Raw genomic sequence first — 24,077 nt, 5'->3', positions numbered from 1 at the left:
GCTCCCCGGCTCCCAACCGTCCCGCTCCAACCAGGCGGGAACCACGTAAGGAGGACATTATCATGAATCCAGGTTACAAAAAGTACATTCCCTTCCAGCCCCAGAAGATCGTGGGCCGCACCTGGCCCGACAAGGTCATCGCCAAGGCCCCCATCTGGTGCTCCGTCGACCTGCGGGACGGCAACCAGGCACTGGTGGACCCCATGAACCTCCAGGAGAAGCTGGAGTATTTCCACACCCTGGTGGACATCGGCATCAAGGAGATCGAGATCGGTTTCCCCTCCGCCAGCGAGACCGAGTATGAGATCTGCCGGGAACTGATTGAGGGGGGCCACATCCCCGACGACGTGACCATCCAGGTGCTGGTCCAGGCCCGGGAGCATCTGATCAAAAAGACCTTTGAGGCCATCAAGGGCGCTAAAAACGTGATTCTCCACTTCTACAACTCCACCTCCACCCTCCAGCGCAAGGTGGTGTTCCACATGGACACCGACGGCATCACCAAGATCGCCACCGACGCCGCCGACCTCATTTACGAGATGTCCCGCCCCCTCATCGAAGAGGGCATGAATCTCCGCTTTGAGTACTCCCCCGAGTCCTTTATGGGCACCGAGATGGACTATGCCGTGGAGATCTGCCAGGCAGTGCTGGACCACCTCCACGCCACCCCCGACAACAAGGTCATCCTGAACCTGCCCACCACGGTGGAGAACTGCATGCCCAACCAGTTCGCTGACATGCTGGAATACTTCTGCAAGAAGATCCCCGACCGGAACAGCGCTATCATCTCCCTCCACCCCCACAACGACCGGGGCTGCGGCGTGGCCACCGCTGAGATGGGCCTGCTGGCCGGAGCCGACCGGGTGGAGGCCACCCTCTTCGGCAACGGCGAGCGCACCGGCAACGTGGACATCGTCACCCTGGCTATGAATATGTTCACCCAGGGCGTGGACCCCAAGCTGGACTTCTCCAACATCAATAAGATCAAGGAGATGTTTGAGCGGTGCACCAAGATGCCCGTAGGCGACCGCCAGCCCTACGCCGGCAAGCTGGTCTTTACCGCCTTCTCCGGCAGCCACCAGGACGCCATCAACAAGGGCACCCAGTACATGAAGGAGTCCAATTCTGACTACTGGGAGATCCCCTACCTCCCCATCGACCCCGCTGACGTGGGCCGGGAGTACGAGCCCATCATCCGCATCAATTCCCAGTCCGGCAAGGGCGGCGCCGCCTATATCATGGAGCACAACTTCGGCTTTGACCTGCCCAAGACCATGCACCCCGAATTTGGCGCCATCGTCCAGGCCGAGACTGACCGGGTGGGCAAGGAGATCTCCCCCGAGCGCATCAACGAGCTGTTCCATCAGGAGTACATCGAGGCCAAGGAGCCCTACAAGCTGCTCAAGCACGCCTTCCAGGAGAGCGTGGACGCCGAGGGCCACTCCCATGTCACCTTCTGGGGCACCCTCCAGCACACCGACACCATCTTCAAGGTCTCCGGCGAGGGTAACGGCCCCATCGACGCCTTCTTCAACGCCATCAAGGACGAGAAAATGGCCCGCTTCACCTTCCTGGACTATTCCTCCCACGCCATCACCGACGGTTCCGACTCCCAGGGCGTGGCTTACATCCTGCTCCAGGACCAGCGCAGCGGCAAGAAATACTGGGGCGTGGGCCTGTCCCACAACATTAACCTGGCCCCCCTCCGCGCCATTCTCTCCGCCATCAACCGCGCCAAGAACGACCGGTGACCCGGTTCTCTTTCCCTCTCGATCTCCGGTCCCCCTTTACGGGACCGGAGATTTTTTATGCCTCTTTCCCGTCTTCAAGTCGCCGTTAGTTTTTTCTTAGCCTTCAAAAATTTCAGTTATTCTCCGCTTTATTTTCTTCTCCTGTCGTCATTTTCTTTAATACGCCTTTTTTATTTGACTTTTATTTTGTTTAAGGTATACTTACCTTGATATATTTGTCGTTCTCCGGCTTATGCCGGTCATTTCTGAGATCAAGGAGGCAGCCCCATGCCAAAGACCGCTGACGCCGCCGCCAAGGCATCCGCCAAGGCCCCGGCCCGCATGTCCAAAAAGGACCCCCTCACCCGTGAGCAGCTCCACGCCATAGACGCATGGTGGCGGGCTGCCAACTACCTGTCCGCCTGCCAGCTCTACCTGCTGGACAATCCTCTGCTCCGGGAGCCCCTCCAGCTCTCCCACATCAAGCAGAATATCGTGGGCCACTGGGGCACCTGCCCGGGCCAGAACTTTATCTACACCCACCTGAACCGGGCCATTGTCAAATATGACCTGGACATGATCTACATCTGCGGCCCCGGCCACGGCGGCAACGCCATTGTGGCCCAGGACTATCTGGACGGCTCCTACAGCGAGGTATACCCCAACATCAGCCAGGACACCGCCGGCATGAAACGGCTGTTCCGCCAGTTCTCCTTCCCCGGAGGCATCCCCTGCCACACAGGACCGGCCACCCCCGGTTCCATCAACGAGGGCGGGGAACTGGGCTACTCCCTGGCCCACGCCTTCGGCGCGGTGATGGACAACCCCGGCCTCATCGCCGCCTGCGTAGTGGGAGACGGAGAGGCGGAGACCGCCCCCTTGGCCGCTGCCTGGCACTCCAACAAGTTCCTCAATCCTATCACCGACGGAGCAGTCCTGCCCATTCTTAATCTGAACGGCTTCAAGGTATCCAATCCCACCATCTTCTCCCGGATCTCCCATGAGGAGCTGGAGATGTTTTTCAAAGGCTGCGGCTGGGAACCCCGGTTCGTGGAGGGCAGCGAGCCCAAGACCATGCACCAGAAAATGGCTGCCGCCCTGGACTGGGCGGTCCGGGAGATCCAGCGTATTCAGGAGTACGCCCGCACCACCGGGGACTCCGCCCGGCCCCGCTGGCCCATGATCGTCCTGCGCACTCCCAAGGGCTGGACCGGTCCCAAGGAGGTGGACGGCCAGCAGGTGGAGGGAAGCTGGCGGTCCCACACCGCCCCCATCCCCGTCCGGGACGGCAAGCCCGGCCGGGTCCAGGAGCTGGAGCGGTGGCTGCGCAGCTACAAACCCGAGGAGCTCTTTGACGAGCACGGCGCTCCCGTGCCCCTGCTCCAGGAGATTGCGCCCAAGGGTAGCCAGCGCATGGGCGCCAACCCCCACGCCAACGGCGGCCAGCTCCTCCGTGACCTGCGCACCCCCGACTTTCAGGAGTATGCCCTGGAGGTCCCACAGCCCGGCGCGGTGGAGGCCGAGGACATGGCGGTCCTGGGCCATTACGTCCGGGACCTGATGGAGCGCAATCTCAAGGGCCGGAACTTCCGCATCTTCGCGCCGGATGAGGCCGCCTCCAACCGCCTGTCCCAGGTTTTCGAGGTGACGGGCCGCCGCTGGTCCGACGGCATCGACCCCCGCTCCGATTCCAGCCTCTCCCACGATGGCCGCGTCATGGATGCCGCCCTGTCTGAACACCTGTGCCAGGGTTGGCTGGAGGGCTACCTCCTCACCGGCCGCCACGGCTTTCTCAACAGCTACGAGGCCTTTATCCGCACCGTGGACTCCATGGTGTCCCAGCACGCCAAGTGGCTGAAGGTGTGCAGCCAGCTCCCCTGGCGGCCCTCCATCGCCTCCCTGAACTACGTGCTGGCCTCCAATGTGTGGCAGCAGGACAACAACGGCTTCACCCACCAGGACCCCGGCTTCCTGGACCATGTGGCCAACAAGAAGGCGGACGTGGTACGCCTCTACCTGCCCCCCGACGCCAACTGCCTGGTCAGCTGTTTTGACCACTGCATCAAGAGCCGCAACTACATCAACGTGATCGTGGCCTCCAAGCTCCCCCGGCCCCAGTGGCTCAGCATGGACCAGGCCATCAAACACTGCACCCACGGCATCGGGATCTGGCAGTGGGCCTCCAACGACCAGGGCTACGAACCCGACGCGGTGCTGGCCTGCTGCGGCGATACCCCCACTCTGGAAACCCTGGCCGCCGTCACCATCCTGCACCACTATCTGCCCGATTTGAAGATCCGCGTGATCAACGTGGTGGACCTGATGAAGCTCCAGCCCCACACCGAACACCCTCACGGCCTCACCGACGAGGACTACGACGCCCTGTTCACCACCGACGCCCCCATCATTTTCGCCTTCCACGGTTACCCCACCCTGGTCCACGAGCTGACCTACCGCCGCCACAACAAAAAGCTCCATGTCCGGGGCTATAAGGAGGAGGGCACCATCACCACCCCCTTCGACATGCGGGTACGCAACGACATCGACCGCTTCCACCTGGTCATGGACACGGTGAAGCGGCTGCCCCAGCTGGGCAACAGCGCCTCCTACCTGATCCAGGAGATGAAGGACAAGCTGGTGGAACACCGGCAGTATATCACCACCCACGGTCAGGACCTGCCCGAAGTCCGGGAATGGAAATGGAACGACGGCAAGGGGATCTACTAAACGCCCGCTTTCCGCTGCACATCTGATACCAGCAGAATTTTCGTTTCCGGCCCGTGGGACCTGAACCCTATGCATGCAGCAGAGGCTAGGTCAGAGCCCTTGCCCTACCTTGGGTTCGACTTCTTATGGTCAATGAAATGAAACTCGCCTGTCCCGCCGGGACGGTCAAAAGCCCTTGACCGCCTCCATGCTCCATGCTATAATGATGACAATCGCCGGCATGAAGCCGACATCTCACCACAGCAGATTCCCCTTATCACGAAACAAGATACCGCGAAGGTATGTCTCGCCCAGAAGGGCGGAGCCTGCCTGCGCGGTATTTTTTGTAAGCAAGGAGTAGAGTTTATGACAAGATCCAATCAAAGCCTGAAAAATATGGTGATGGCTGCCCTGATGCTGGCGCTGGCCTACATCCTGCCCAACTTCACCGGAAACATTCCCCAGTTCGGTTCCATGCTGCTGCCCATGCACCTGCCCATCCTGCTGTGCGGCTTTCTGTGCGGAGGCCCGTGGGGGGCCGCGGTGGGCTTCATCGCTCCGCTGATGCGCTCCGCCGTTCTGGGGATGCCCCCCATGTTCCCCACCGCCGTCTCCATGGCCTTTGAGTTGGCCGCTTACGGCTTCGTGACCGGTTTTCTCTATCAGCGGCTGCCGAAAAATCTGGGCGGCATCTATGCCTCCCTCATCAGCGCCATGGTGTGCGGCCGGGTGGTCTGGGGCGTGGTCCGGGCGCTGATGACCCTGGCCGGCAACAACACCTTCTCCTTCGCCGCCTTCATTGCCGGCGCCTTCACCACCGCCATTCCCGGCATTATCCTCCAGCTGGCAGTCATCCCCGCCCTGGTCCTGGCCCTCCAGAAGGCCAAACTGGTCCCCCAGGCGGTGTGACCCATGGAGAAACTGACGGAGCTTCTGAAGAAGCATTATGACAACCACCCGGACATGGAGGTCCGGGACGCTGTAAAATTTCTCTACCAGCACCATATGGGGCCGGGGCACCTGATCGACAATGAGGAAGCCGCTCTGAGCCGGCTGGAGGCGGAGTGGGAGCAGGTAGAGGCCGACTCCACCTTCCCTCTGGCTGAAGCCCTCGGCAACGGTCTGCATAGGTTGAACCTCAGTGCTTGTAAAGCAAAACACCTATCCCCCAAAACAGTATGCCGCCTCTTTGTTTTGACGGCCCGGGAAGCGATGTCAGACCGCTCCGCCCTGGAACGGGATCTCGACTTGGTATATGAGCTGCCCTTTCCCCGGGAAACAGCCGCGGCTTTTTTGACCCAATACCGCTCCGACGGCTGTCTAGCGTTGGGGCACAGCGAACGTTACCGCCGTGCCTACCGGCCCGCCTACCGCGTGGTATCCGAATCTTATGTAAATCTGCTCCCCATACTGTCCGCTATTGACCGCGGCATGGCGGCGGAACCCCGGTTTCGGGTGGCCATCGACGGTCCCTGTGCCTCGGGCAAATCCACCCTGGGTGCGTCTTTGGCAAAGGTCTACCGCTGCCCCCTGGTCCATATGGACGACTTTTTCCTTCGCCCCGACCAGCGGACCGCGGAGCGGCTGGCCCAGCCCGGGGGCAACGTGGACTACGAGCGGTTTGACCGGGAGGTCCTCTCTCCCCTGTGCCGGGGTGAAACGGTCCGGTACCGCCCTTGGCAGTGCCGCGCGGCGGACTTCGGTCCGGAGATCACGCTGGAGCCCTCCCCCCTGACCGTGGTGGAGGGCAGCTACGCCCTGCGTCCCGACCTGCGGGACCGCTACCACCTGCGCATCTGGGTGGAGGCCCCCTGGGAGGTCCGGCTCAGCCGGCTGGCTCAGCGGGGCGGCCCCGGCTGTCTGAACCGCTTTCAAACCCAGTGGATCCCCATGGAGGACCGCTACTTCCAAGTATGCCGGGTAAAAGAATGCTGCCAGCTCACCTATCCCTGATGAAAAACCAGCCCCGCGTCCATGGATCGGACGCAGGGCTGGTTAATTCTATTGGGTTGTGTCAGCCCTGCTTGGGGCTGTTCCTGTCAGTTTTCCGGCGTTTTATTCCAGAAACGCCTCCACCTCTCCGGCAAGGCGGGACAGGTGCTCGCGAATGGGAATATGCTGGGGGCACAGCGTCTCACAGCGGCCGCAGCCCACGCACTGGTCCCCTCTGGCCCCGGGTTCCAGGTCCCGCCAGGCCCGCCCGGTCAGGGTCCGGTTCCCGTACATGGCCATGTTGTTCCAGATCTGGAAATTCTTGGGGATGTCCACTCCCTTGGGACAGGGAAGGCAGTAGCGGCAGCCGGTACAGCCATTTTTCAGCCGGCTCCGAAGCCGGTCCGCAGTCTTCTCCACCGCTTGTTTCTCTCCCTCGTCCAGGGGGCGGAAGCGGGAAAAGGTGTCCAGATTTTCCTCCAGCTGCTCCGGGGTGGACATACCACTGAGGACCACCGCCACTCCCGGCTGGCTGGCCACCCAGCGCAGGGCCCAGGAAGCGTCGGAGGCCGCCGGGTCCAGCCCCTTCAAAGGTTCCGTAACCTCCTGGGGCAGCTGGGCCAGGGAACCGCCCTTCACCGGCTCCATGACCACCACAGGGACTCCGCGGCTTCTGGCAAGCTCCAGACCCCGTAGTCCCGCCTGATGGTTCACGTCCATGTAATTGAGCTGGATCTGACAAAAATCCCACTCCCGGTAGTTCAGGATCTCCTCAAAAGCCTCGTAGGAGTCGTGGAAGGAAAAGCCCAGGCGGCAGATTTTCCCCTGCCTCCGGTACTCCTCCAGCAAAGAGAGGACGTCCAGCTCCAGCATCCGCTGCCAGGTCTTCCGGCTGAGGCTGTGGAGGAGATAGAAGTCCACATAGCCGGTCTGGAGCCGCTCCAACTGGCGCTCAAAGAGCTCCGCCGCCTGCTGGCGGCTGTTGATCTCCCAGCAGGGCAGCTTGGTAGCCAGGTAGTAGCTGTCCCTGGGGTACTGGGACAGAGTCCTGCCCAGAAAGGGCTCGCTCTCTCCGTCGTGGTAGGGCCAGGCGGTGTCGTAATAGGTGATCCCGCCCTCCATGGCCCGGCGGATCAATGCCGCCGCCCGCGCCTCGTCTATGTGCTTTGTCTCCGGGTCCATAGGAAACCGCATGCATCCGTAGCCCAGCAGCGAGGGATTCGCCCCCGTCCGCTCCATCTTCCGGTACTCCACGCTCTAATCCTCCTTCAAGGCTTCCGCCATCTGCTCCACCGCCTGGGCCACATAGGCCGGCAAGGGCTGCTCCTTCACACCGGCCACCACCACGCCGCAGCTGTTCATGGGCACCAGAAACTTTCTGGCCCGGCAGCCACCCACCGCCTCAGCCATGGCGGGGGTCACTTCCCCCAGGATGGCGTGGGCCACCACAATGCCCACCGGACCCAGCACCGCGTCCGCGTCCATGACGCCCCGGATCACCGGATTCTCTCCCGTGGCGCCAAAGTCGGCGCCCGCCTTGAGCATGGTGGCGGTGGCGATGCTGTTGGTGCCCAGGGCATAGACCTGAGCCTGGGGCAGGCGGGCCTTGACCCCCTCCACCAGCAGCTTTCCCAAACGGCCGCCCTGGCCGTCTACAACGACGATTTTCATGGTAAAATTCCCCGCTTTATTTCAGATGAGTCAATCATACCATATGGGACGCGCTTTGAAAAGAGAAAACCACCCGCCGGAGCCGCGCATAAGATGGCCCGGGGGTGGTATCCCTGTGTTCCTTATTTGACCGCGACAGCCGGGAGCTGCTGGTGCTGGCGGTGGCCCTGTCTGTCCTGCTGGCCCAGGACCAGGACGAGGACACCGTGGGCAAAATGGCCGCCTTTTTCACCATCGTGGGCGACACCCTGGCCCTCTTTGCCCTCCAGCCCAACCTGTTCCGGGACTGCCGCTCCCTGTGCCCTCCTGAGTCCGAAACGGGACAAGAGGCGGATACAGAAGAAGACCTCAACAGCCAAAAAACGCCCTGATCTCCTCCAGCCGGTCCACCGCCGCCTGGTACCCATGGCCCCACAGCAGCCGCAGCTTGTCCGGGTCCCGCTCCGTGCGGGACACCCCCATGGTGGACTCCGGGGCGATGACAAGCAGCTTTCCCTGGCGCTCCAGCTCAAAGATCCGCTCCCGGTCCTCGTTATACCGCTGGGCCCGGCTCTCCATGGCTGCCACAAAGTTGGGGTATTCCCGGTAAGTCTTGCGGATCAGGGGCATCAGCTTCTCCCCTTTCCGCACATAGTCCCGTGGATGGGTCATGACCACCATCACCCGGTCGCAGCCCTGCTCCATGGCGTGCTTCCAGGGGATGGAGTCGGCCACGCCTCCGTCCAGGTAGGGCTGGCCGTTGATGTGGTAAATGGGAAACATCAGAGGCATGGCGCAGGTGGCCTGAAGCAGCGGGGAGTTCCGTTCCCTCCGGGCCACCTCCATATAGTCCGCCTCTCCCGTGTTCAGGTTGGTGACCACCGCCTCCACCTGGCCGGGATAGGCGGCGAAGGCATCATAATCAAAGGGGATCAGCTCGTTGGGGATGGTATCATAGGCAAATTTCAACCCAAAATAGCTCCGGTTATTCTTGTCCGCCAGGTTGTTCATCCCCATATACCGGCGGTCCGGCGCATAGGTGGTGACCACTTCCAGGTTCCGCCTGGGTTGACGTGAGAGGTAGCTCACCCCATAGGCGATACCCGCCGAGACCCCCACCAGGTAGTCGGGCATAATGTTTCCCTCCAGCATACCGTCGCACACGCCGCTGGAAAAAATCGCGCGGAGGGCTCCGCCCTCCAGAACCAGTCCTGTTTTCATAGTGCAAACCTCGTTAGTTCAGGATTTTTAAGCATTTTTATTATATCCCTTTTTTGCGGCTTTTGCAATCGAATTGACAGAACGACCTCCGGGGGATATGATAGTCCCATCTGTTTCCAAACTATTTTCCGGAAAGGATGATAGACCATGGTCCATTACTGCAACAGTGTGGAAGAACTGATCGGCAGCACCCCCCTGCTCCGGCTGGACCGCTACGGGGCGGAGCATCACTTTACATCGACTGTGCTGGCAAAGCTGGAGTATCTCAATCCCGCCGGTTCCGCCAAGGACCGGGTGGGATTGCACCTCATCGAGGACGCGGAGGCCCGGGGACTGCTGAAACCCGGCTCCACCATCATCGAACCCACTTCCGGGAACACCGGCATCGGTCTGGCCTGTGTGGCCGCCGTCCGGGGATACAAGGTCATTCTCACCATGCCCGACACCATGAGCGCCGAGCGCCGGGCCATGCTGGCGGCCTACGGCGCCCAGCTGGTCCTCACCCCCGGAGCGCAGGGGATGCAGGGGGCGGTGGAAAAGTCCCGGGAGCTGGCCGCCTCCATTCCCGGCAGCTTCATCCCCGGCCAGTTCGACAACCCCGCCAACCCTGAGGCCCACTACCGCACCACCGGCCCCGAGATCTGGCGGGACACCGACGGGACGGTGGACATCTTTGTGGCCACCGTGGGCACCGGCGGCACCCTCTCGGGCACCGGACGCTATCTGAAAGAACAAAACCCCCGGGTCCGGGTGGTGGCGGTGGAGCCCGACGCCTCCCCCCTGCTCTCCGGCGGACAGGCGGGTCCCCACCAGATCCAGGGCATCGGCGCCAACTTTATTCCCGCCACACTGGACCGCTCTGTCTACGACCAGGTGATCCGGGTGAAGGACGAGGACGCCTTCCAGGCGGGCCGGGACGTGGTCCGGACTGAGGGCATCCTGGTGGGCATCTCCTCCGGGGCGGCCCTGTGGGCGGCGGGACAGCTGGCCCAGTTGGAAGAAAACCGGGGCAAGACCATCGTGGTCCTTCTGCCCGACTCCGGGGACCGCTACCTGTCCTCCCCCATGTTCGGGAGGTGAGCAAAATGGCATTGATGATCCGTACAGCCACTCCAGCCGATTTGGAGGCAGTGACCCGGGTGGAGGCTGCCTGCTTCCCGCCAGCCGAGGCGGCCACCCGCGAGGACTTTATGGGCCGTCTGGCAGCCTATCCTGACCATTTCTGGCTCCTTTACGAGGGGGACAAGCTGGTCAGCTTTGTCAACGGCATGGTCACCGACGAGGCCGACCTCCGGGACGAGATGTACCAGGACGCCTCTCTCCACCGGGAGGACGGCGCCTGGCAGATGATCTTCGGGGTCAACACCCTCCCGGAGGCACGACGCCGGGGCTATGCCCAGCTGCTGCTCCGCCGGGCCATCGAAGACGCACGGGCCCAGGGCCGCAAGGGACTGGTCCTCACCTGCAAGGAGGCCCTGCTGCACTACTACGGCAATTTGGGCTTTGTCAGCGAGGGCGTATCCGGTTCCACCCACGGGGACGTTGTGTGGTATCAGATGCGCCTGCGTTTCTGACCGGAGCCGCATAATTTCACAGGAAAGAAAGAACAATAGGGATACATCACGAAACGAATGGAGGTATCCCATGAAACGTTCCTTCTCTCTTTCCCGGAGGCTGGCGGCTCTGATGGCACTGGCCCTGGTGTGTACCCTGTCCTCCCCCGCCTCCGCCTTTTTCTGGAACAAAAAGGAAGACGCGCCCTACGTGAGCGACTTCTCCAAAAACGGACTGATTGGCTCCATCATCGCCTTCGAGCCGGAGGACTTTGTGGTCAAAACGGACAACAAGGCCACCCTGAACAGCATCACCATCGACACCCTCCCCGACCCGGGGGCCGGCATCCTGGTCATCGGCGGACAGCCCCTGGCGGCGGGCGCCGTGGTGGACAGCACCGCCCTGGGCGGACTGCGCTTCCAGTCCTCCCAGAATCCCATCGTCACCACCACCGCCTTCACCTTCACCCCCTCTTTCTCCTCCGGTCAGGACAGCAGGACCACCACCGTCACCCTGTACCTGCTCACTCAGGAGAACCAGGCCCCCATCGCCCGGAACATGGACCTGTCCACCTATAAGAACATCGCCATCACCGGCTATTTCGACGCGGTGGACAGCGAAGGGGACCTGCTCTCCTTTGAGCTGACCTCCAACCCCGCCCGGGGCGCTGTCACCATGGCGGAAGACGGCTCCAGCCAGTTTGTTTACACCCCCTATGAAAATAAAACGGGTAGCGACTCCTTCACCTACGTGGCCGTGGACCCCGCCGGCAACACCTCCTCCGAGGCCAAAGTCACCGTCCGCATCGAGAAGCCGGACACCAAGGTGACCTACGCCGACATGGAGGGCAGCAGCGCTCACAAGGCCGCCATCCGTCTGGCGGAGGAGGGCGTCTATGTGGGCGAGTATATGAACGGGCAGTACTTCTTTGAGCCCGACGAGCCTGTGAGCCGCGCCCAGTTCCTGACCATGGCCATGGCGGTATCCGGTCTGGAGCCCATGGAGGACGTCACCCTCACCGGGTTTGCCGACGACAGCGCCATCCCCACCTGGGCCAAGGGCTCTGTCTCCGCAGCCCTCAAGGCCGGGACCATCCAGGGCTCCCGGGATGAAGAGGGCGCCCCCGTCTTCGGCGCGGACCAGACTGTCACCCTTGGCGAGGCCACGGTGATGCTGGACCGCCTGCTGAACATCACCGACGTCCCCGCCGAGGTCTTCTTCTCCGACAGCGACGCCCACTGGGCCGCCCAATCCGCCGCCAATCTGACCGCTTCCGGTATTCTGAACACCGGAGCCGCCAACTCCGCCGCCCTGTCCTGTTCCCTGACCCGGGGCGAGGTCGCGGAGATGCTGGACGGCGCTCTGGACGTCATGGCTGCCCGGGAGGAGGGCAGCTGGCTGCCCTGGTGATTCATTTCCAAGTCGATGACAATGAAAACAGCCCTTGGAGCCTTTGCTCCAAGGGCTGTTTTGTTAATCTTCGTCCGCGGCGGCGTCATAGATGGGCCGGGAGCCTCCATTGGCCCCGGCAGCGGGGGCGGCAGACACCCCGGCGGCAGCCCGGAACCGGGCGCGGGACTTCTTGATCTCGTCGTAGGCCTCGGCCACCGCCTCCTCGGTGCGGCGCAGGGCGTCCTCGCAGTACTCGTTGGCCGAGCGCTTCAGCTCCCGGCTGCGCTCCTCCGCCGTCTGCATCATCTCGTTGGCCCGCTGCTTGGCCTGGAGGGTGATCACGTCCTCCGCCAGCAGCTGCCGTGCCTTATCCTCCGCGGCTTTGCGGATGGACTCGGCCTCCCGCTTGGCGGAGGCCACCAGCTCAGCCCGGTTGGCCATCATCTTCCGGGCCTCCCCCAGTTCCATGGGGAACTGGCTGCGGATGTCGTCGATGAGATCCAGAGCCCGGTCCCGCTCCACAATGCACTTGTCGTTGGAGAAGGGGGCGTTTTTCGCCTCGTCGATCATTTCAAAAAGCATGTCCAGCAGTTCTTCCACACCGCTTGCCATTGGTTATCCTTCCTTTCCCTGCAGCTCGCTCATACGGCGGTTCACATCGTCCACGATCTCCCGGGGCACAAAATCCGCCAGGTCCGCTCCGTAGCGCGCCATCTCCTTGACGATCGTGGAGCTGAGATACGTATACTTTTCACTGGAGGCCAGGAACATGGTCTCCAGCCGGGGATTCAGCTTCCGATTGATGACCGCCATCTGGACCTCCTGCTCGAAATCTGACACTGCTCGCAGGCCCTTGACCACCACATGGGCCCGGCGGCGCTTGGCATAGTCAGCCAACAGCTCGTCGGAAAAATCCACTTCCACATTGTGGAACCGCTCGGTGGAACGGCGCAGCAGGTCCACTCGCTCCTCCGGCGTAAACATCCCCTGCTTTTTGGAGTTGACCATCACGCAGACGATCAGCTTATCAAAACAGGCGGCCGCCCGCTTGATGATGTTCAAATGGCCCAGGGTGACCGGGTCAAAGCTGCCGGGATAGATGGCGACGCTCATGTTCTCTCACTCCCCGCCCGGCGGCAAATGGTCAATTTGATCTTACCGTACCGGTACTCTCTCCCTTGCTCATAGGGGGGCGCCAGCGGAGGAAGTTCCCGATCCGCGGCACTTTCGCAAATCATTATACCATGTTCCGCAAGAATGTCAAACCTTGTGATGGCTTCCATGCTTTTTTCCAGCAGCTCCGTGTGATAAGGGGGGTCCAACAGGATCACGTCAAACTTCTCCCGGCAGGAGGCCAAAAAGGACAGCGCGTCTCCCTGGACCACATGGGACCGCTCGGAAAAACCGCAGGTCTTCAAATTCTCCCGGATCAGCGCTGTCGCCTCCCGGCGCTGGTCTACAAAGGTGCAGCGGTCTGCCCCCCGGGAAAGGGCCTCAATCCCCAGCTGCCCGGTGCCGCCGAACAGGTCCAGCACCTTGCGGCCCTCGATCTCAAACTGGATGATATTGAACAGGGATTCCTTCACCTTATCGGTGGTGGGACGGGTGTCCATCCCCTGGAGTTCCTTTAACCGACGGCCCCGGGCCGCTCCGGAAATCACACGCATAAGTTTTGTTCCTTTCTTTTCGTTTGTTGTATGCACTGAAAAATTTTGGTTTATGGGGCAGCAGTTTTACGCTCTGTAGGACTGACCTATGCGGACTGCCGATGAATCAAGCTGCATGCAATAGACGGACCAACGCGGTCAAGGACCACGCCGCACAATTGTGAAACCCAGGCGCAGGATTCAGCGGCTGTTGAATCCAAGTTTCCCCGACCCAGGGCCGAAGGCCCGGAAAGAGAGGCAACAGAACCGAATTTTGCGCGCCGGACGCAAGGAATACTTTCCCAATCGAACTCTCATCGGGTCCGGGCCCGCGGGCCCGGAGATTTTTTGGGTACTTTTGTATCTCTACAAAAGTACCTCGCCCGGGGGCGAAATATCCCCATCTCCCGTCCCGCCCGCAGGCGATGCTCAATGTTCGTGGTTCTTTGCCGCGGCGGCCCCAAGGGGCCGCCCTACCATACGTTGAACAACAGTCACCACAAACCATAGCCTCTGCCTCGTAAACTGGCCCTCATGCTGATACATCCCTCGAAGGTAAGGGCAGAGCCCTTGCCCTACATTACATGAGTTTCCGCTTCCATGGACAGCTAAACTAAAATTTATTCTTCCCCATGAAAGTATTGGTACACCGCCTGGGCGGCATTCTTCGGCACGACCTCCTGAAGCTGCTCCAGCGAGGCGGCTTTGATGGTCTTGACGCTTTTGAAATGCTTCAGCAACTGGGTGCGGCGCACCTCCCCCACCCCGGGTATTTTGTCCAGAACAGAGGTTTTTACGTGTCCCGCCTGGAGCTGCCGGTGGTACTCGATGGCAAAGCGGTGGGTCTCCTCCTGGATCTGGCCGATGAGGGCGAACACCGCCGGGATGGCCTGGATGCCAATTTCCCGGCCGTCCGGGTGGACCAGGGCACGGGTCCGGTGCCGGTCATCCTTTACCATTCCGTAGGCCGGGATGTCCAGATTCATGGCTGCCAGCACCCGGGCGGCCACCTTCACGTGCTCGTGTCCACCGTCGATGAGGAGCAGGTCGGGCTTGTCGGAGAATTTTTCGTCTCCGTCCAGATAGCGGCGGAACCGCCGGGTGAGCACCTGTTCCATGGAAGCGTAATCGTCAGGGCCGTCCATGTCCTTCAGCTTGAACCGCCGGTAGTCCCGTTTCAGGGGCTTTCCATCCACGTAGACCACCATGGAGGCCACGATGTCGCTGGCTCCCTGGTTGGAGATGTCGTAGGACTCCATGCGGCGGGGCGGACCGTCCAGTCCCAGCATCCGTCCCAGCGCCTCCAGCAGCTTATTTTGCCGTTCTTCCCGGGTGGTGGCCCGCTCCACCTCCTCCCGGGCGTTCTGGTTGGCCAGGCGGATCAGGTCCATCTTCGCGCCCCGCTGGGGGGTGACCAGCTCCACCCGGCTGCCCACCTGCTCGGACAGCATCCGGGTCAGGGACACCTGGTCCGTCAGCTCGCAGGGCAGCAAGATCTGCTTGGGCAGGCGGGTCCGGCCCACATAGTATTCCCGCATGAGGGAGGACAGAACGCTGCCCTCGTCCTCCTCCACCGGAGATTCAAACAGGTCAAAGTCCTTGGCGGCTAGCTCTCCCTCCACATAGTGAAGCACCACAAAGCAGCTCTTGGCCGTCCCCCGGAAAAAGCCGGTGACGTCTGTGTCGGCCAGGGAACCGGCAATGACCTTCTGCCGCTTGCCCAGCAGCTCGATGGCCCGCAGGCGGTCCCGGAGCTCGGCGGCCTGTTCAAAGCGCAGTTCCTCCGCTGCCCGCTCCATCTCGGCGGTCAGGTCGGCCTGGACCTCCTTGAAGTGACCCTCCAGCAGAGAGACCGCCTGGGCCATGGCCCGGTCGTGCTGCTCCTTCCACTCATCGCTCCGGCAGTAGCCGTCACACTTGCCCATGTGGAAGTTGAGGCAGGGCCTCTCCTTGCCGATGTCCCGGGGAAACTTTTTATGACAGGAGGGCAGCCGCAGGGCGGTGCGCAGGGCATCGATGATAGCCTGGGTGTTGTGGCGGCTGGCATAGGGACCAAAGTACCGCGCCCCGTCCTCCGCCGCCTTGGAGGCCAGGGAAAACCGGGGATAGGCCTCGTTGGACAGGCGGATATAGGGGTAGCCCTTGTCATCCTTCAGCAGAATGTTGTACCGGGGCTGGTGCCGCTTGATCAGAGAGCACTCCAGCACCAGGGCCTCAAACTCGCTGTCGGCGATGATCACGTCAAAGTGGTCGATCTGGGACACCATAGCCCGGGTCTTTTCCGTGTGGGAGGAGGAGTCCTGAAAATACTGAGACACCCGGTTTTTCAGCGCCTTGGCCTTGCCCACATAGATCACCGTGTTCTTGGCGTCCTGCATAATATAGACACCCGGCTTCAAGGGCAGGCTGTGGGCCTTCTCCTTCAGCTCGTCAAAGGTCATGTGCTCCCTCCTCTCCCCATTTTTTGCGCAACGTCAAAAAAGGCGCCGCGTTGCGGCGCCTTTTGCTGGTAATCGGCTTACTCGGAAAAATCAGAAGAAATCATCTTGTACAGGGCCTCGACCGCTTCCTTCTCATCAGGACCATCCGCAATGAGCTTGATGGGGGTGCCCTTTACAATCCCCAGGGACAGAACGCCAAGCAGGCTCTTGGCATTCACCTTGCGCTCCTCCTTTTCCACCCAGATGGAGCTCTTGAACTCGTTGGCCTTCTGAATGAAGAAAGTAGCGGGTCTGGCGTGCAGACCGACCTGGTTGTTCACGACTGCTTCCTGACTATACATAAGCTGTACCTCCGCCTCGTCGTTTTGGTGTGACACTAGCATACCAGATTTATCCCGTCTACGTCAATGACATTTTTCACAAATATTACTCTGGTTTTCACCGAAAAATTACGGGAGCTGGACGGGATTTTCAGCATTTTTTTGTGAAGTGATAAAATTTGGGCATTTTTTCCCCGCCGAAAGGGCTTTAAAACTTTTCTTGTTTTATTTTAGGCGTCTGCGCAAATTTTCTCGTTCCGTTTCCCTCCGGAGGCTATGGGCTGCGCCTACGCGTGATTGCGACACTTACCGCAGCTCCGCCACGGTGACGCCGTCCTCGCCTTCGCCGTAGCGGCCGGGCCGGAAAGACTTGACATACCGGCTGCGCTTGCAATAGTCCCGGACCGCCTTGCGGACGGCCCCGGTGCCCTTGCCGTGGATGATGGTCACTGTCTCCAGCTTGCCCATCATGGCGGTATCCAGGAACCGCTCCAGCACCGCGATGGCCTCCAAGGTCTCCATGCCCCGCAGGTCGATTTGGCTGGGCACGGCGGCGGTGCGCAGGGTGTGCTGGGCCTGGGTGATGATGCGTTTGGCTTCCTTCTGAGCCTTGCCGGCCCCCTCCACCACCCGGACCTCCTCCTGCTTGGCGGTGATCTTCAAAATGCCGGCCTGGAGCTGGAGCACCCCGTCCTTGTTTACCGACAAAACCGTGGCCTTGGTGCCCATGGACACCAGCTCCACCGTGTCTCCGGCCACCGCGGGCCGGGTGGGGGGCGGCGCCTCCACCTCCTGGGCGGAACCACCAATGTTCCGCTCCGCCTCGTTGAGCAGCCGCCGGGCCTCCGCGCGGCTGTCGTTGACCCGCTGCCAGTCCAGCTTGTCCTGGCGTTTTTTCATGTCCTTCAGCTCGGCCAAAGCCAGGTCGCTGGCCGCCCGGGCCTCCTGAATGATGGCCCTGGCCTCGGCCTGGGCCTTCTCCACCACCTTGGACCGCTCCTCCTCCAGCTTCTTCCGGTACTCCCGGGCCTTGGAGGCCGACTGCTCCATCTCCAGTTTGAGCCGCTTGGCCTCGGCCCGCTCCCGCTCCATCTCCTGGCGCTGCTGGTCCAGGCGGGTGAGCACATCCTCAAAGCGGACGTTCTCCGCGTCCAGCCGGGCGGCGGCCTTGTCAATGATATATTCGGGCAGACCCAGGCGGCGGGAAATGGCAAAGGCGTTGGACTTGCCCGGGATGCCCAGCACCAGCCGGTAGGTGGGGGCCAGGGTGTCCACATTGAACTCGCAGGAGGCGTTCTCCACCCCTGGGGTGGTCATGGCGTATACCTTGAGCTCGGCGTAATGGGTGGTGGCGGCCACCTGGGCCCCCAGGCCCCGGGCCGACTCGATGATGGCGGCGGCCAGGGCGGCGCCCTCCACCGGATCGGTGCCCGCCCCTAGCTCATCGAAGAGGATAAGGGTATCCCGGTCCGCCTCCTCCAGGATGCCCACAATGTTGGTCATGTGGGAGGAGAAGGTGGACAGGGACTGGGCGATGGACTGCTCGTCGCCGATGTCGGCCAATACCCGCTCAAAGACCCGGACGGTGGAGTCATCCTTGGCCGGGATGTGCAGGCCGCACTGGGCCATCAGCGTGATGAGGCCCATGGTTTTCAGGGTCACCGTCTTGCCGCCGGTGTTGGGGCCGGTGATGACCAGAGTGTCAAACCGCTCCCCCAGCTCCAGGTCGTTGGCCACCGCCTTCTTCTGGTCCAGCAGGGGGTGCCGCGCCCCCCGCAGGTGTAAATACTTGTCAGAGAGCCTGGGCTCGGTACACTCCAGCTTCAAGGACAGCTTGGCCCGGGCGAAGATCTCATCCAGCCAGACCAGCAGGCGGTAGTCCTCCAGAATGTCCTCCTTGTGGGCGGCGCAGTCAGCGGACATCTGGGCCAGGATGCGCTCGATCTCCTTTTTCTCCTTGGCCAGTAGCTCCCGCAGCTCGTTGTTGGCCTTCACCACCCCCATGGGCTCGATGAAGAAGGTGGAGCCGGAGGAGGACACGTCGTGGACCAGGCCGGGAATGTCGTTCTTATGCTCCGACTTCACCGGCACCACATACCGGTCCGAGCGGATGGTAATGATGGACTCCTGCAGGTATTTGGACTGGTTGGAGGAGATGATCTTTTGCAGAATGTCCCGCACCTTGGCCTCGGTGGCCCGCATGTGGCGGCGGATGGAGGCCAGCTCCCCGCTGGCGGAGTCGGCGATTTCATCCTCTCCGAGGATGGAGCTGGTGATGGTCTCCTCCAGGAATTTATTGGGCGTCAGGGCGCGAAACAGGTGGGAGATGGCGTTTTTCTCCTCCCCCGCCCCGTAGTCTCCGGCGGTGCGGGCCGCCCGGAGGACGGCGGCGATGTCCAGCAGCTCCCGGGTGTTCAGGCTGCCCCCCATGTCCGCCCGCTGGAGGCTGGCCACCACCGGACGGATGCCAGAAAAGCCGGGCGTCCCCCGGAGGATCAGCATGTTCACGGCGGCGGAGGTCTCCTTCTGGGCCCGCTCCACATCGTCCAGGTCGGTCAGCGGCCGCAGAGCCAGGCAGCGCTCCCGTCCCTCGTCGGTGACGGCGCAGCCGGCCAGCCGCTCCAGCACCCGGGGCAGCTCCAGGACCTGAATGGATTTTTCAAACAGTTCACTCATATTAAAAACTCCTATTGAGATGCTTGGTCTTATTATGTCCCTATTGTCGCACAAAGCGGCGGTTTTGACAAGAGGCTGGGCTATCATCTGCATTTAACCTGAATTTGACCGGAGCATGGTGGAAAAGAACGCAGGGCCCGCATAGAATAAGTTCAGACAGAAGGGACGGAACGTCCTCCAAATTCCGGGGGACGGCGGCTGTGACCGGTTCTCCGGCACAGACCCCCTCCTCTGTTCCATATAGAGGTCCTCCGGGGCCAGTGCACCTCTTTTTCATTTTCCCTCTCCCTGACACGCAAAAGCGGACGCCTGCACCTGCCGGCGTCCGCAATTTTTATGGGATCACACCCGCCCGGAGAGGGGCGTTCCATCTTTCATCCCACCCAATGGGCGGTAGACGGTGAAATACATGGTGAGGAAACAGGCCATCCCCCCCACTAACTGGGACACGGACTCCGCCACGAAGACTCCCGTGGTCCCCAGCCAAATGGGAAGGATCACTGTGAGCGGGGCGTTGATGATGGCTTTGCGCAGCAGGGAGAAAAACACCGCCTGTTTGGAACGGCCCAGGCCCACAAAGACCGCCTGCCCCGCCGACTGGAGGGACATGGGGATAAACAGGCCGAAGTAGATGCGCAGCGCCGGGATCCCCGCCGCAATGACCTCCGCCTCGTCGCTGAAGATCCGGATCAGCAGTCCGGGGAAGGCCATGGCCACCGCCCAGAACAGAAGGGCGTAGGCCACCGTCAGGCCGCAGCTGAACCGGATGGACTCCCGGACCCGGCTGTACTTCCCTGCCCCGTAGTTGTACCCGGTCACCGGCTGGGAGCCGTTGGCCAGACCGTGGACGGGCATGAAGAACACCTCCCGCAGGGAGTTGATAATGGTCATGATACCCACATACAGGTCGCCGCCGTAGGCCTGGAGGGTGGCGTTGCACACCACCTGGACCAGGCTGTTGGTCATGTTCATGCAGAAACCGGACAGGCCCAAGCCCACGATCCGCTTGGTCCGGCGGGCGTCCAGCCGCAGGCAGCTCCGCCGCAGCTTCAAAATGGCCTGCCGCCCCGTCAGGAACCGGAGCACCCAGACTGCGGACAATCCCTGGGAGATGACCGTGGCCAGCGCCGCGCCCTTCACGCCCATACCCAGCGCAAAGATGAAAATGGGGTCCAGAACAATGTTGATGACCGCCCCAATGACCACCGTCCACATTCCGATGCGTCCAAACCCCTGGGAGCTGATGAAGGGATTCATCCCCAGGCTGACCATCACAAACAGGGTCCCACAGAGGTAGATGGTCATATAATCGTCGGCATAGGGAAAGGTGGCGTCGCTGGCGCCGAACAGATAGAGGATGGGCCGCTTCAACACCATGAAAAAGGCGGTTGCCGCCAGGCCAAGGACCATCAGGAGGGTAAAGGAATTTCCCATGACACGCTCTGCCTCGTCCTCGTCCCCCTGTCCCCGGCAGATGGAGCACAAGGGGGCGCCCCCGGTGCCGCACAGGTTGGCCAGTCCCATGATGATGGACACGATGGGCATGGCGACCCCCAGTCCGGTGAGGGCCAGGTGGCTGCTGTCGGGCAGCCGGCCCAGGTAGACCCGGTCCACCACGCTGTACAGCACATTGACCAGCTGGGCCGCCGTCATGGGCACCGCCAGAGACAGAATATTACGAGAGATACTCCCTTTGGAAAAATCATTCTTTTTCTCAGCCGTCGGACCCGCCTCCTCTGCGCAGAAAACCGCTGGCGAGGCGCCGCCAGCGGTTTTGCAGGGCCGTCATCCGGCCCGTTCAATCGTAACACGGTTTTTTAATTTTAGCACATTTTTTCCGGGATGAAAAGCCTCTTTTATTGGGCTTTCAGCTCGCTGATCCGCTTTCCGTTGATCAGCAGGGACTTTTCGGCTCGGCGGCGCTGCTCGGCCTTCTCCTCCTTGTTCCGGACACGGGCGTACTTGCCGTAGAGGTAGTGGATGCCTTCCACATAGCCCTGAAGGCCCATGCCCATGATCCGCTTCTCAGCGGCCTGACCAACGTAGGAAACCTGACGGAAGGGTTCACGGCTCTTGACGTCGGAGATGTGGACCTCCACCGTGGGGATACCCACGCCCTTGACGGCGTCCAGCAGCGCCACGCTGGTGTGGGTGTAGGCGCCGGGGTTGATGACGATGCCGTCCACGTCGCCATAGGCCATCTGAATACGGTCCACCAGGTCGCCCTCGTGGTTGGACTGATAGGTCTCCAGCTCCACACCCAGATTGTCACAGGTCTCCTGCACCAGCTCCATCAGCGCCTGATAATCCTGCTTGCCGTAAATATCCGGTTCCCGGATGCCCAGCATATTTAAATTCGGTCCATTCATCACCAGCAGTTTCATTTTGAAAACCTCCTCATAATTTCCGTAATGGTATCATCCAAAACAATATTGTCTACCGCCCAGTCCGACGCCTGCTGATACAGGGGGAGCCGGCGCTGGTACAATGTCTCCAAATTATTGGCCTGGGAGACGGGCCGCCCATCCACAGGCAGCTGGTCCAGGGGTCTGCGCAGGAAGATCACCGTGGAGTTCTGACGCAGGGGATCCAGGTTCTCTGGACGAGTGACAACTCCGCCGCCGGTGGCGATGACCAATCCCGACTCCCGGCTCACCCGGCACAGAATCTCATGCTCCAGGCGGCGGAAAGCCTCTTCCCCGTCTTGGGCGAAGATCTCCGGGATGGTGCGCCCCGCCTCTTCTTCGATCAGCACGTCGGTGTCCACCAGCTTTCGGCCCAGACGTTGGGCCAAAGCCTGTCCCACCGTGGTCTTGCCGCAGCCCGGCATTCCGATCAACATCAGGTTACGGGTGTTCCGCTCCATTTCCCGGATGATCTCATCCACCCGCTCGTCGGGAATGGGGCGGTCCAGGAACATCTCAGCCGCCGCCTTGGCCTGGGCCACCAGCATCCCGAGGCCGTTGGCGTTCCGCACCCCCAGCTTTTCCGCATCCAGCAGGAACTGGGTCTTGGCGGGATTGTAGATCAGGTCGAAGGCACCCTCCAGCTTGGGGAACCGGGACAGGTCCAGCGGGGCCTTCCCGGTGTTGGGATACATGCCCACGGGGGTGGTGTTGACGATGATCTGGGCGTCGGCGTGGCGCTCCAGATTGCCGTAGTTATCCGGCCCGGTCCGGGAAATGGTCACCCGCTCCCGGGTCCCCAGGTCCCGGAGCACCGCGTGGACCGTGAGGGAGGCGCCGCCGGTGCCCAGCACCAGGGCCTTTTTCTTGGCCACTTCCGCCCCGGCGGAGCGCAGCAGGTAGGCAAAGCCGTAGTAGTCGGTGTTATGTCCCAGCAGGGTCCCGTCCGGCCGGCGGAGGATGGTATTCACGCTGCCGATATGGCGGGCCTGGGGGGTCAGCTCCGCGCAGTAGGGGATCACCGCTTTTTTATAGGGGATGGTCACGTTCAGCCCCTGGAACTGCCCCATCTGGAGAAAGGGCCCCAGTTCCTCCGGCGTCAGCTCGATCAGGCGGTACTCATAGTCGGCCAGCTTCCCGTGGATGGCGGGAGAAAAGCTGTGGCCCAGCTTCTCGCCGATCAGTCCGTAGAATCTCTTTCCAGCCATGTCAGCAGATCACCTCATTGTAGGTCCCCAGATACCGCATCCGCTCGCTGTCCACCTCCAGGTCCCGGAACAGCTGCTCCATCTCGGGGGCGTATACCGAGGCCTCGATGTCAAAGTAGAACATAAACTCAAATTCCCGACCGGGCAGGGGACGGCTCTCCAGCTTCTGGAGGTTGATATTCAGGGCGTAGAACTTGGCCAGCACGTGATAGAGGGAGCCAGGCTTGTGGGGCAGGGTCATCATCAGGGAGGTGCGGTCGGCTCCGGGGTAGATCTCCGGCTTCTTGGAGATGCAGATGAACCGGGTGTAGTTGTTGTCCTGGTCCTGCACGTTCTCTTGGAGGGTCTGGAGGCCGTACAGCTCGGCGCAGAACCGGGAGGACAGGGCTGCCACATCCTTGCGTTCGGACTGGGACACCAGCCGGGAGGCCACGGCGGTGTTCTCCACGATGTTGACCTTCACATCCTTCAGCCCCGCCAGGTAGCCCGCACACTGGCTGATGGCCTGCTCATGGGAGAAGACCTCCCGCACATCCTCCAGCCGGGTGCCGTGCTTGGCCAGCAGGTTGTGGCTAATCTTCAGCCGGGCGGAGCGGACAATATAAAAATTGTGCCGGATCATCAGATCATATACCGCCTTGACGGAGCCGGCGGTACTGTTTTCAATGGGCAGCAGGCCATACTGGCACATGCCGCTCTCCACGGCTTTGAACACATGGTCAAAGGTCTGGACATAGACGATGTTGGGGGACTTGAACAGCCGGTCGCAGGCGATCTGGGAGTAAGCCCCTTCGATGCCCTGGCAGGCCACGGTGGGCCGCTGGGGAAACAGCTTGGGGGTGGTGTCCATGGCTTTCTTGATCCCGTCGTAGACCTGGGAGCCCCGGCCCATCTTCCCGTTTTGGTAGGAACGGCTGGCGGCTAAAATGGTCCGGTACATGGACTGGGCGTAATCGGCCAGTTCCTCTCCGGCCTGGTCCCCGATCTTGCCCAGCAGGGCCCGCTCCCGTCCGGCGTCCAGCACCGGAAGCCCGTTCTCCATCTTGTACTCCGCCACCTGGGCGGCCGCCTCCATCCGGGCCTTGAACAGGTCCACCATCTGGCGGTCGATCTGATCGATCTGTCCGCGAATCTCTTCCAGACTCTGACTCATATTTGATCTCCTCCTAAAACATTGGCAGGCTGCTTTTCCGATT

At 61.7% G+C, this 24,077-nt stretch carries 20 protein-coding genes and 1 pseudogene; 8 read left to right on the top strand and 13 right to left on the bottom strand.

The genetic code is table 11. From position 1 onward, the window contains the following. The first annotated feature begins 62 nt into the window (after window positions 1–62). From leuA to I6E42_RS04340, 4 genes are all read left to right on the top strand, one after another. Window positions 63–1,751, top strand: coding sequence for a 2-isopropylmalate synthase (leuA, locus tag I6E42_RS04355; RefSeq protein WP_235370703.1), 1,689 nt, complete (start codon window positions 63–65; stop codon window positions 1,749–1,751). A 321-nt stretch (window positions 1,752–2,072) separates the two neighbouring features. Continuing rightward, window positions 2,073–4,457: a phosphoketolase family protein gene (locus I6E42_RS04350; RefSeq protein WP_235370819.1), complete on the top strand. Its 2,385-nt coding sequence runs from the start codon at window positions 2,073–2,075 to the stop codon at window positions 4,455–4,457. 345 nt (window positions 4,458–4,802) lie between these two features. After that, the gene (locus I6E42_RS04345; protein ID WP_235370702.1) at window positions 4,803–5,345 is read left to right on the top strand and encodes an ECF transporter S component; all 543 of its coding nucleotides are present in this window, start codon (window positions 4,803–4,805) and stop codon (window positions 5,343–5,345) included. A gap of 3 nt (window positions 5,346–5,348) precedes the next feature. Continuing rightward, complete coding sequence (locus I6E42_RS04340; RefSeq protein ID WP_235370701.1) at window positions 5,349–6,389, top strand: uridine kinase family protein; 1,041 nt, start codon at window positions 5,349–5,351, stop codon at window positions 6,387–6,389. Window positions 6,390–6,491: 102 nt separating this feature from the next. On the opposite strand, the gene I6E42_RS04335 is transcribed toward I6E42_RS04340, so the two are convergent. Together I6E42_RS04335 and I6E42_RS04330 are read right to left on the bottom strand one after the other, a co-directional pair. Further along, entirely contained in the window at window positions 6,492–7,622 is a 1,131-nt protein-coding gene (locus I6E42_RS04335) for an aldo/keto reductase (RefSeq protein ID WP_235370700.1), read from the bottom strand. Window positions 7,623–7,625: 3 nt separating this feature from the next. Then, on the bottom strand, window positions 7,626–8,039 hold the full coding sequence (locus I6E42_RS04330; RefSeq protein WP_235370699.1) for a DUF3842 family protein: 414 nt from the start codon (window positions 8,037–8,039) through the stop codon (window positions 7,626–7,628). Between the two features lie 104 nt (window positions 8,040–8,143). On the opposite strand from I6E42_RS04330, the gene I6E42_RS04325 reads away from it, so the two are divergent. Next, window positions 8,144–8,410, top strand: a complete 267-nt coding sequence (locus I6E42_RS04325) for a hypothetical protein (RefSeq protein ID WP_235370698.1) — start codon at window positions 8,144–8,146, stop codon at window positions 8,408–8,410. On the opposite strand, the gene I6E42_RS04320 is transcribed toward I6E42_RS04325, so the two are convergent. Further along, the gene (locus tag I6E42_RS04320; RefSeq protein ID WP_235370697.1) at window positions 8,388–9,239 is read right to left on the bottom strand and encodes a patatin-like phospholipase family protein; all 852 of its coding nucleotides are present in this window, start codon (window positions 9,237–9,239) and stop codon (window positions 8,388–8,390) included. The two genes, I6E42_RS04325 and I6E42_RS04320, sit on opposite strands and share 23 nt — an antisense overlap. A gap of 147 nt (window positions 9,240–9,386) precedes the next feature. Between I6E42_RS04320 and cysK the strand changes: the two genes are divergently transcribed. The 3 genes from cysK to I6E42_RS04305 all read left to right on the top strand — a co-directional run bounded on the left by cysK (window position 9,387) and on the right by I6E42_RS04305 (window position 12,203). Beyond that, window positions 9,387–10,319 (top strand): cysteine synthase A, encoded by a 933-nt coding sequence (gene cysK, locus I6E42_RS04315; protein WP_235370696.1) that lies wholly within the window; start codon window positions 9,387–9,389, stop codon window positions 10,317–10,319. Window positions 10,320–10,324: 5 nt separating this feature from the next. Beyond that, a complete protein-coding gene (locus I6E42_RS04310; RefSeq protein WP_412761284.1) occupies window positions 10,325–10,813 on the top strand; it encodes a GNAT family N-acetyltransferase in 489 nt (162 codons plus the stop codon). A gap of 70 nt (window positions 10,814–10,883) precedes the next feature. Next, a complete protein-coding gene (locus I6E42_RS04305) occupies window positions 10,884–12,203 on the top strand; it encodes an Ig-like domain-containing protein (RefSeq protein ID WP_235370695.1) in 1,320 nt (439 codons plus the stop codon). 63 nt (window positions 12,204–12,266) lie between these two features. Here I6E42_RS04305 and I6E42_RS04300 read toward each other — a convergent pair whose 3' ends face one another. The 10 genes and pseudogenes from I6E42_RS04300 to I6E42_RS04255 form a co-directional block, all read right to left on the bottom strand. After that, window positions 12,267–12,797: a hypothetical protein gene (locus tag I6E42_RS04300; protein ID WP_235370694.1), complete on the bottom strand. Its 531-nt coding sequence runs from the start codon at window positions 12,795–12,797 to the stop codon at window positions 12,267–12,269. A gap of 3 nt (window positions 12,798–12,800) precedes the next feature. Continuing rightward, window positions 12,801–13,298, bottom strand: a complete 498-nt coding sequence (coaD, locus tag I6E42_RS04295; RefSeq protein WP_235370693.1) for a pantetheine-phosphate adenylyltransferase — start codon at window positions 13,296–13,298, stop codon at window positions 12,801–12,803. After that, window positions 13,295–13,888, bottom strand: coding sequence for a 16S rRNA (guanine(966)-N(2))-methyltransferase RsmD (rsmD, locus tag I6E42_RS04290; protein WP_328284078.1), 594 nt, complete (start codon window positions 13,886–13,888; stop codon window positions 13,295–13,297). Before rsmD ends, coaD begins: the two co-directional genes overlap by 4 nt. 563 nt (window positions 13,889–14,451) lie before the next feature. Beyond that, window positions 14,452–16,272, bottom strand: coding sequence for an excinuclease ABC subunit UvrC (uvrC, locus tag I6E42_RS04285; protein ID WP_235370691.1), 1,821 nt, complete (start codon window positions 16,270–16,272; stop codon window positions 14,452–14,454). Between the two features lie 77 nt (window positions 16,273–16,349). After that, entirely contained in the window at window positions 16,350–16,613 is a 264-nt protein-coding gene (locus I6E42_RS04280) for an HPr family phosphocarrier protein (protein ID WP_023347782.1), read from the bottom strand. A gap of 285 nt (window positions 16,614–16,898) precedes the next feature. Next, window positions 16,899–19,268, bottom strand: a complete 2,370-nt coding sequence (locus I6E42_RS04275) for an endonuclease MutS2 (RefSeq protein ID WP_235370690.1) — start codon at window positions 19,266–19,268, stop codon at window positions 16,899–16,901. Between the two features lie 342 nt (window positions 19,269–19,610). Beyond that, window positions 19,611–20,921 (bottom strand): MATE family efflux transporter, encoded by a 1,311-nt coding sequence (locus tag I6E42_RS04270; protein ID WP_235370689.1) that lies wholly within the window; start codon window positions 20,919–20,921, stop codon window positions 19,611–19,613. A 317-nt stretch (window positions 20,922–21,238) separates the two neighbouring features. Then, window positions 21,239–21,652: pseudogene (gene aroQ / locus I6E42_RS04265) on the bottom strand (type II 3-dehydroquinate dehydratase); the annotation flags it as partial. Next, entirely contained in the window at window positions 21,649–22,881 is a 1,233-nt protein-coding gene (locus I6E42_RS04260) for a shikimate kinase (RefSeq protein ID WP_235370688.1), read from the bottom strand. The pseudogene aroQ and the gene I6E42_RS04260, both read right to left, overlap by 4 nt. Window position 22,882: 1 nt before the next feature. Continuing rightward, window positions 22,883–24,034 (bottom strand): bifunctional chorismate mutase/prephenate dehydratase, encoded by a 1,152-nt coding sequence (locus I6E42_RS04255; protein WP_235370687.1) that lies wholly within the window; start codon window positions 24,032–24,034, stop codon window positions 22,883–22,885. Window positions 24,035–24,077: the final 43 nt, after the last annotated feature.

Origin of the sequence: Pseudoflavonifractor phocaeensis (genome assembly GCF_021531815.1) — a bacterium.
GTDB classification, from domain to species: Bacteria; Bacillota; Clostridia; order Oscillospirales; family Oscillospiraceae; genus Lawsonibacter; species Lawsonibacter phocaeensis_A.
This window is presented reverse-complemented; position numbering and strand designations above follow the sequence as displayed.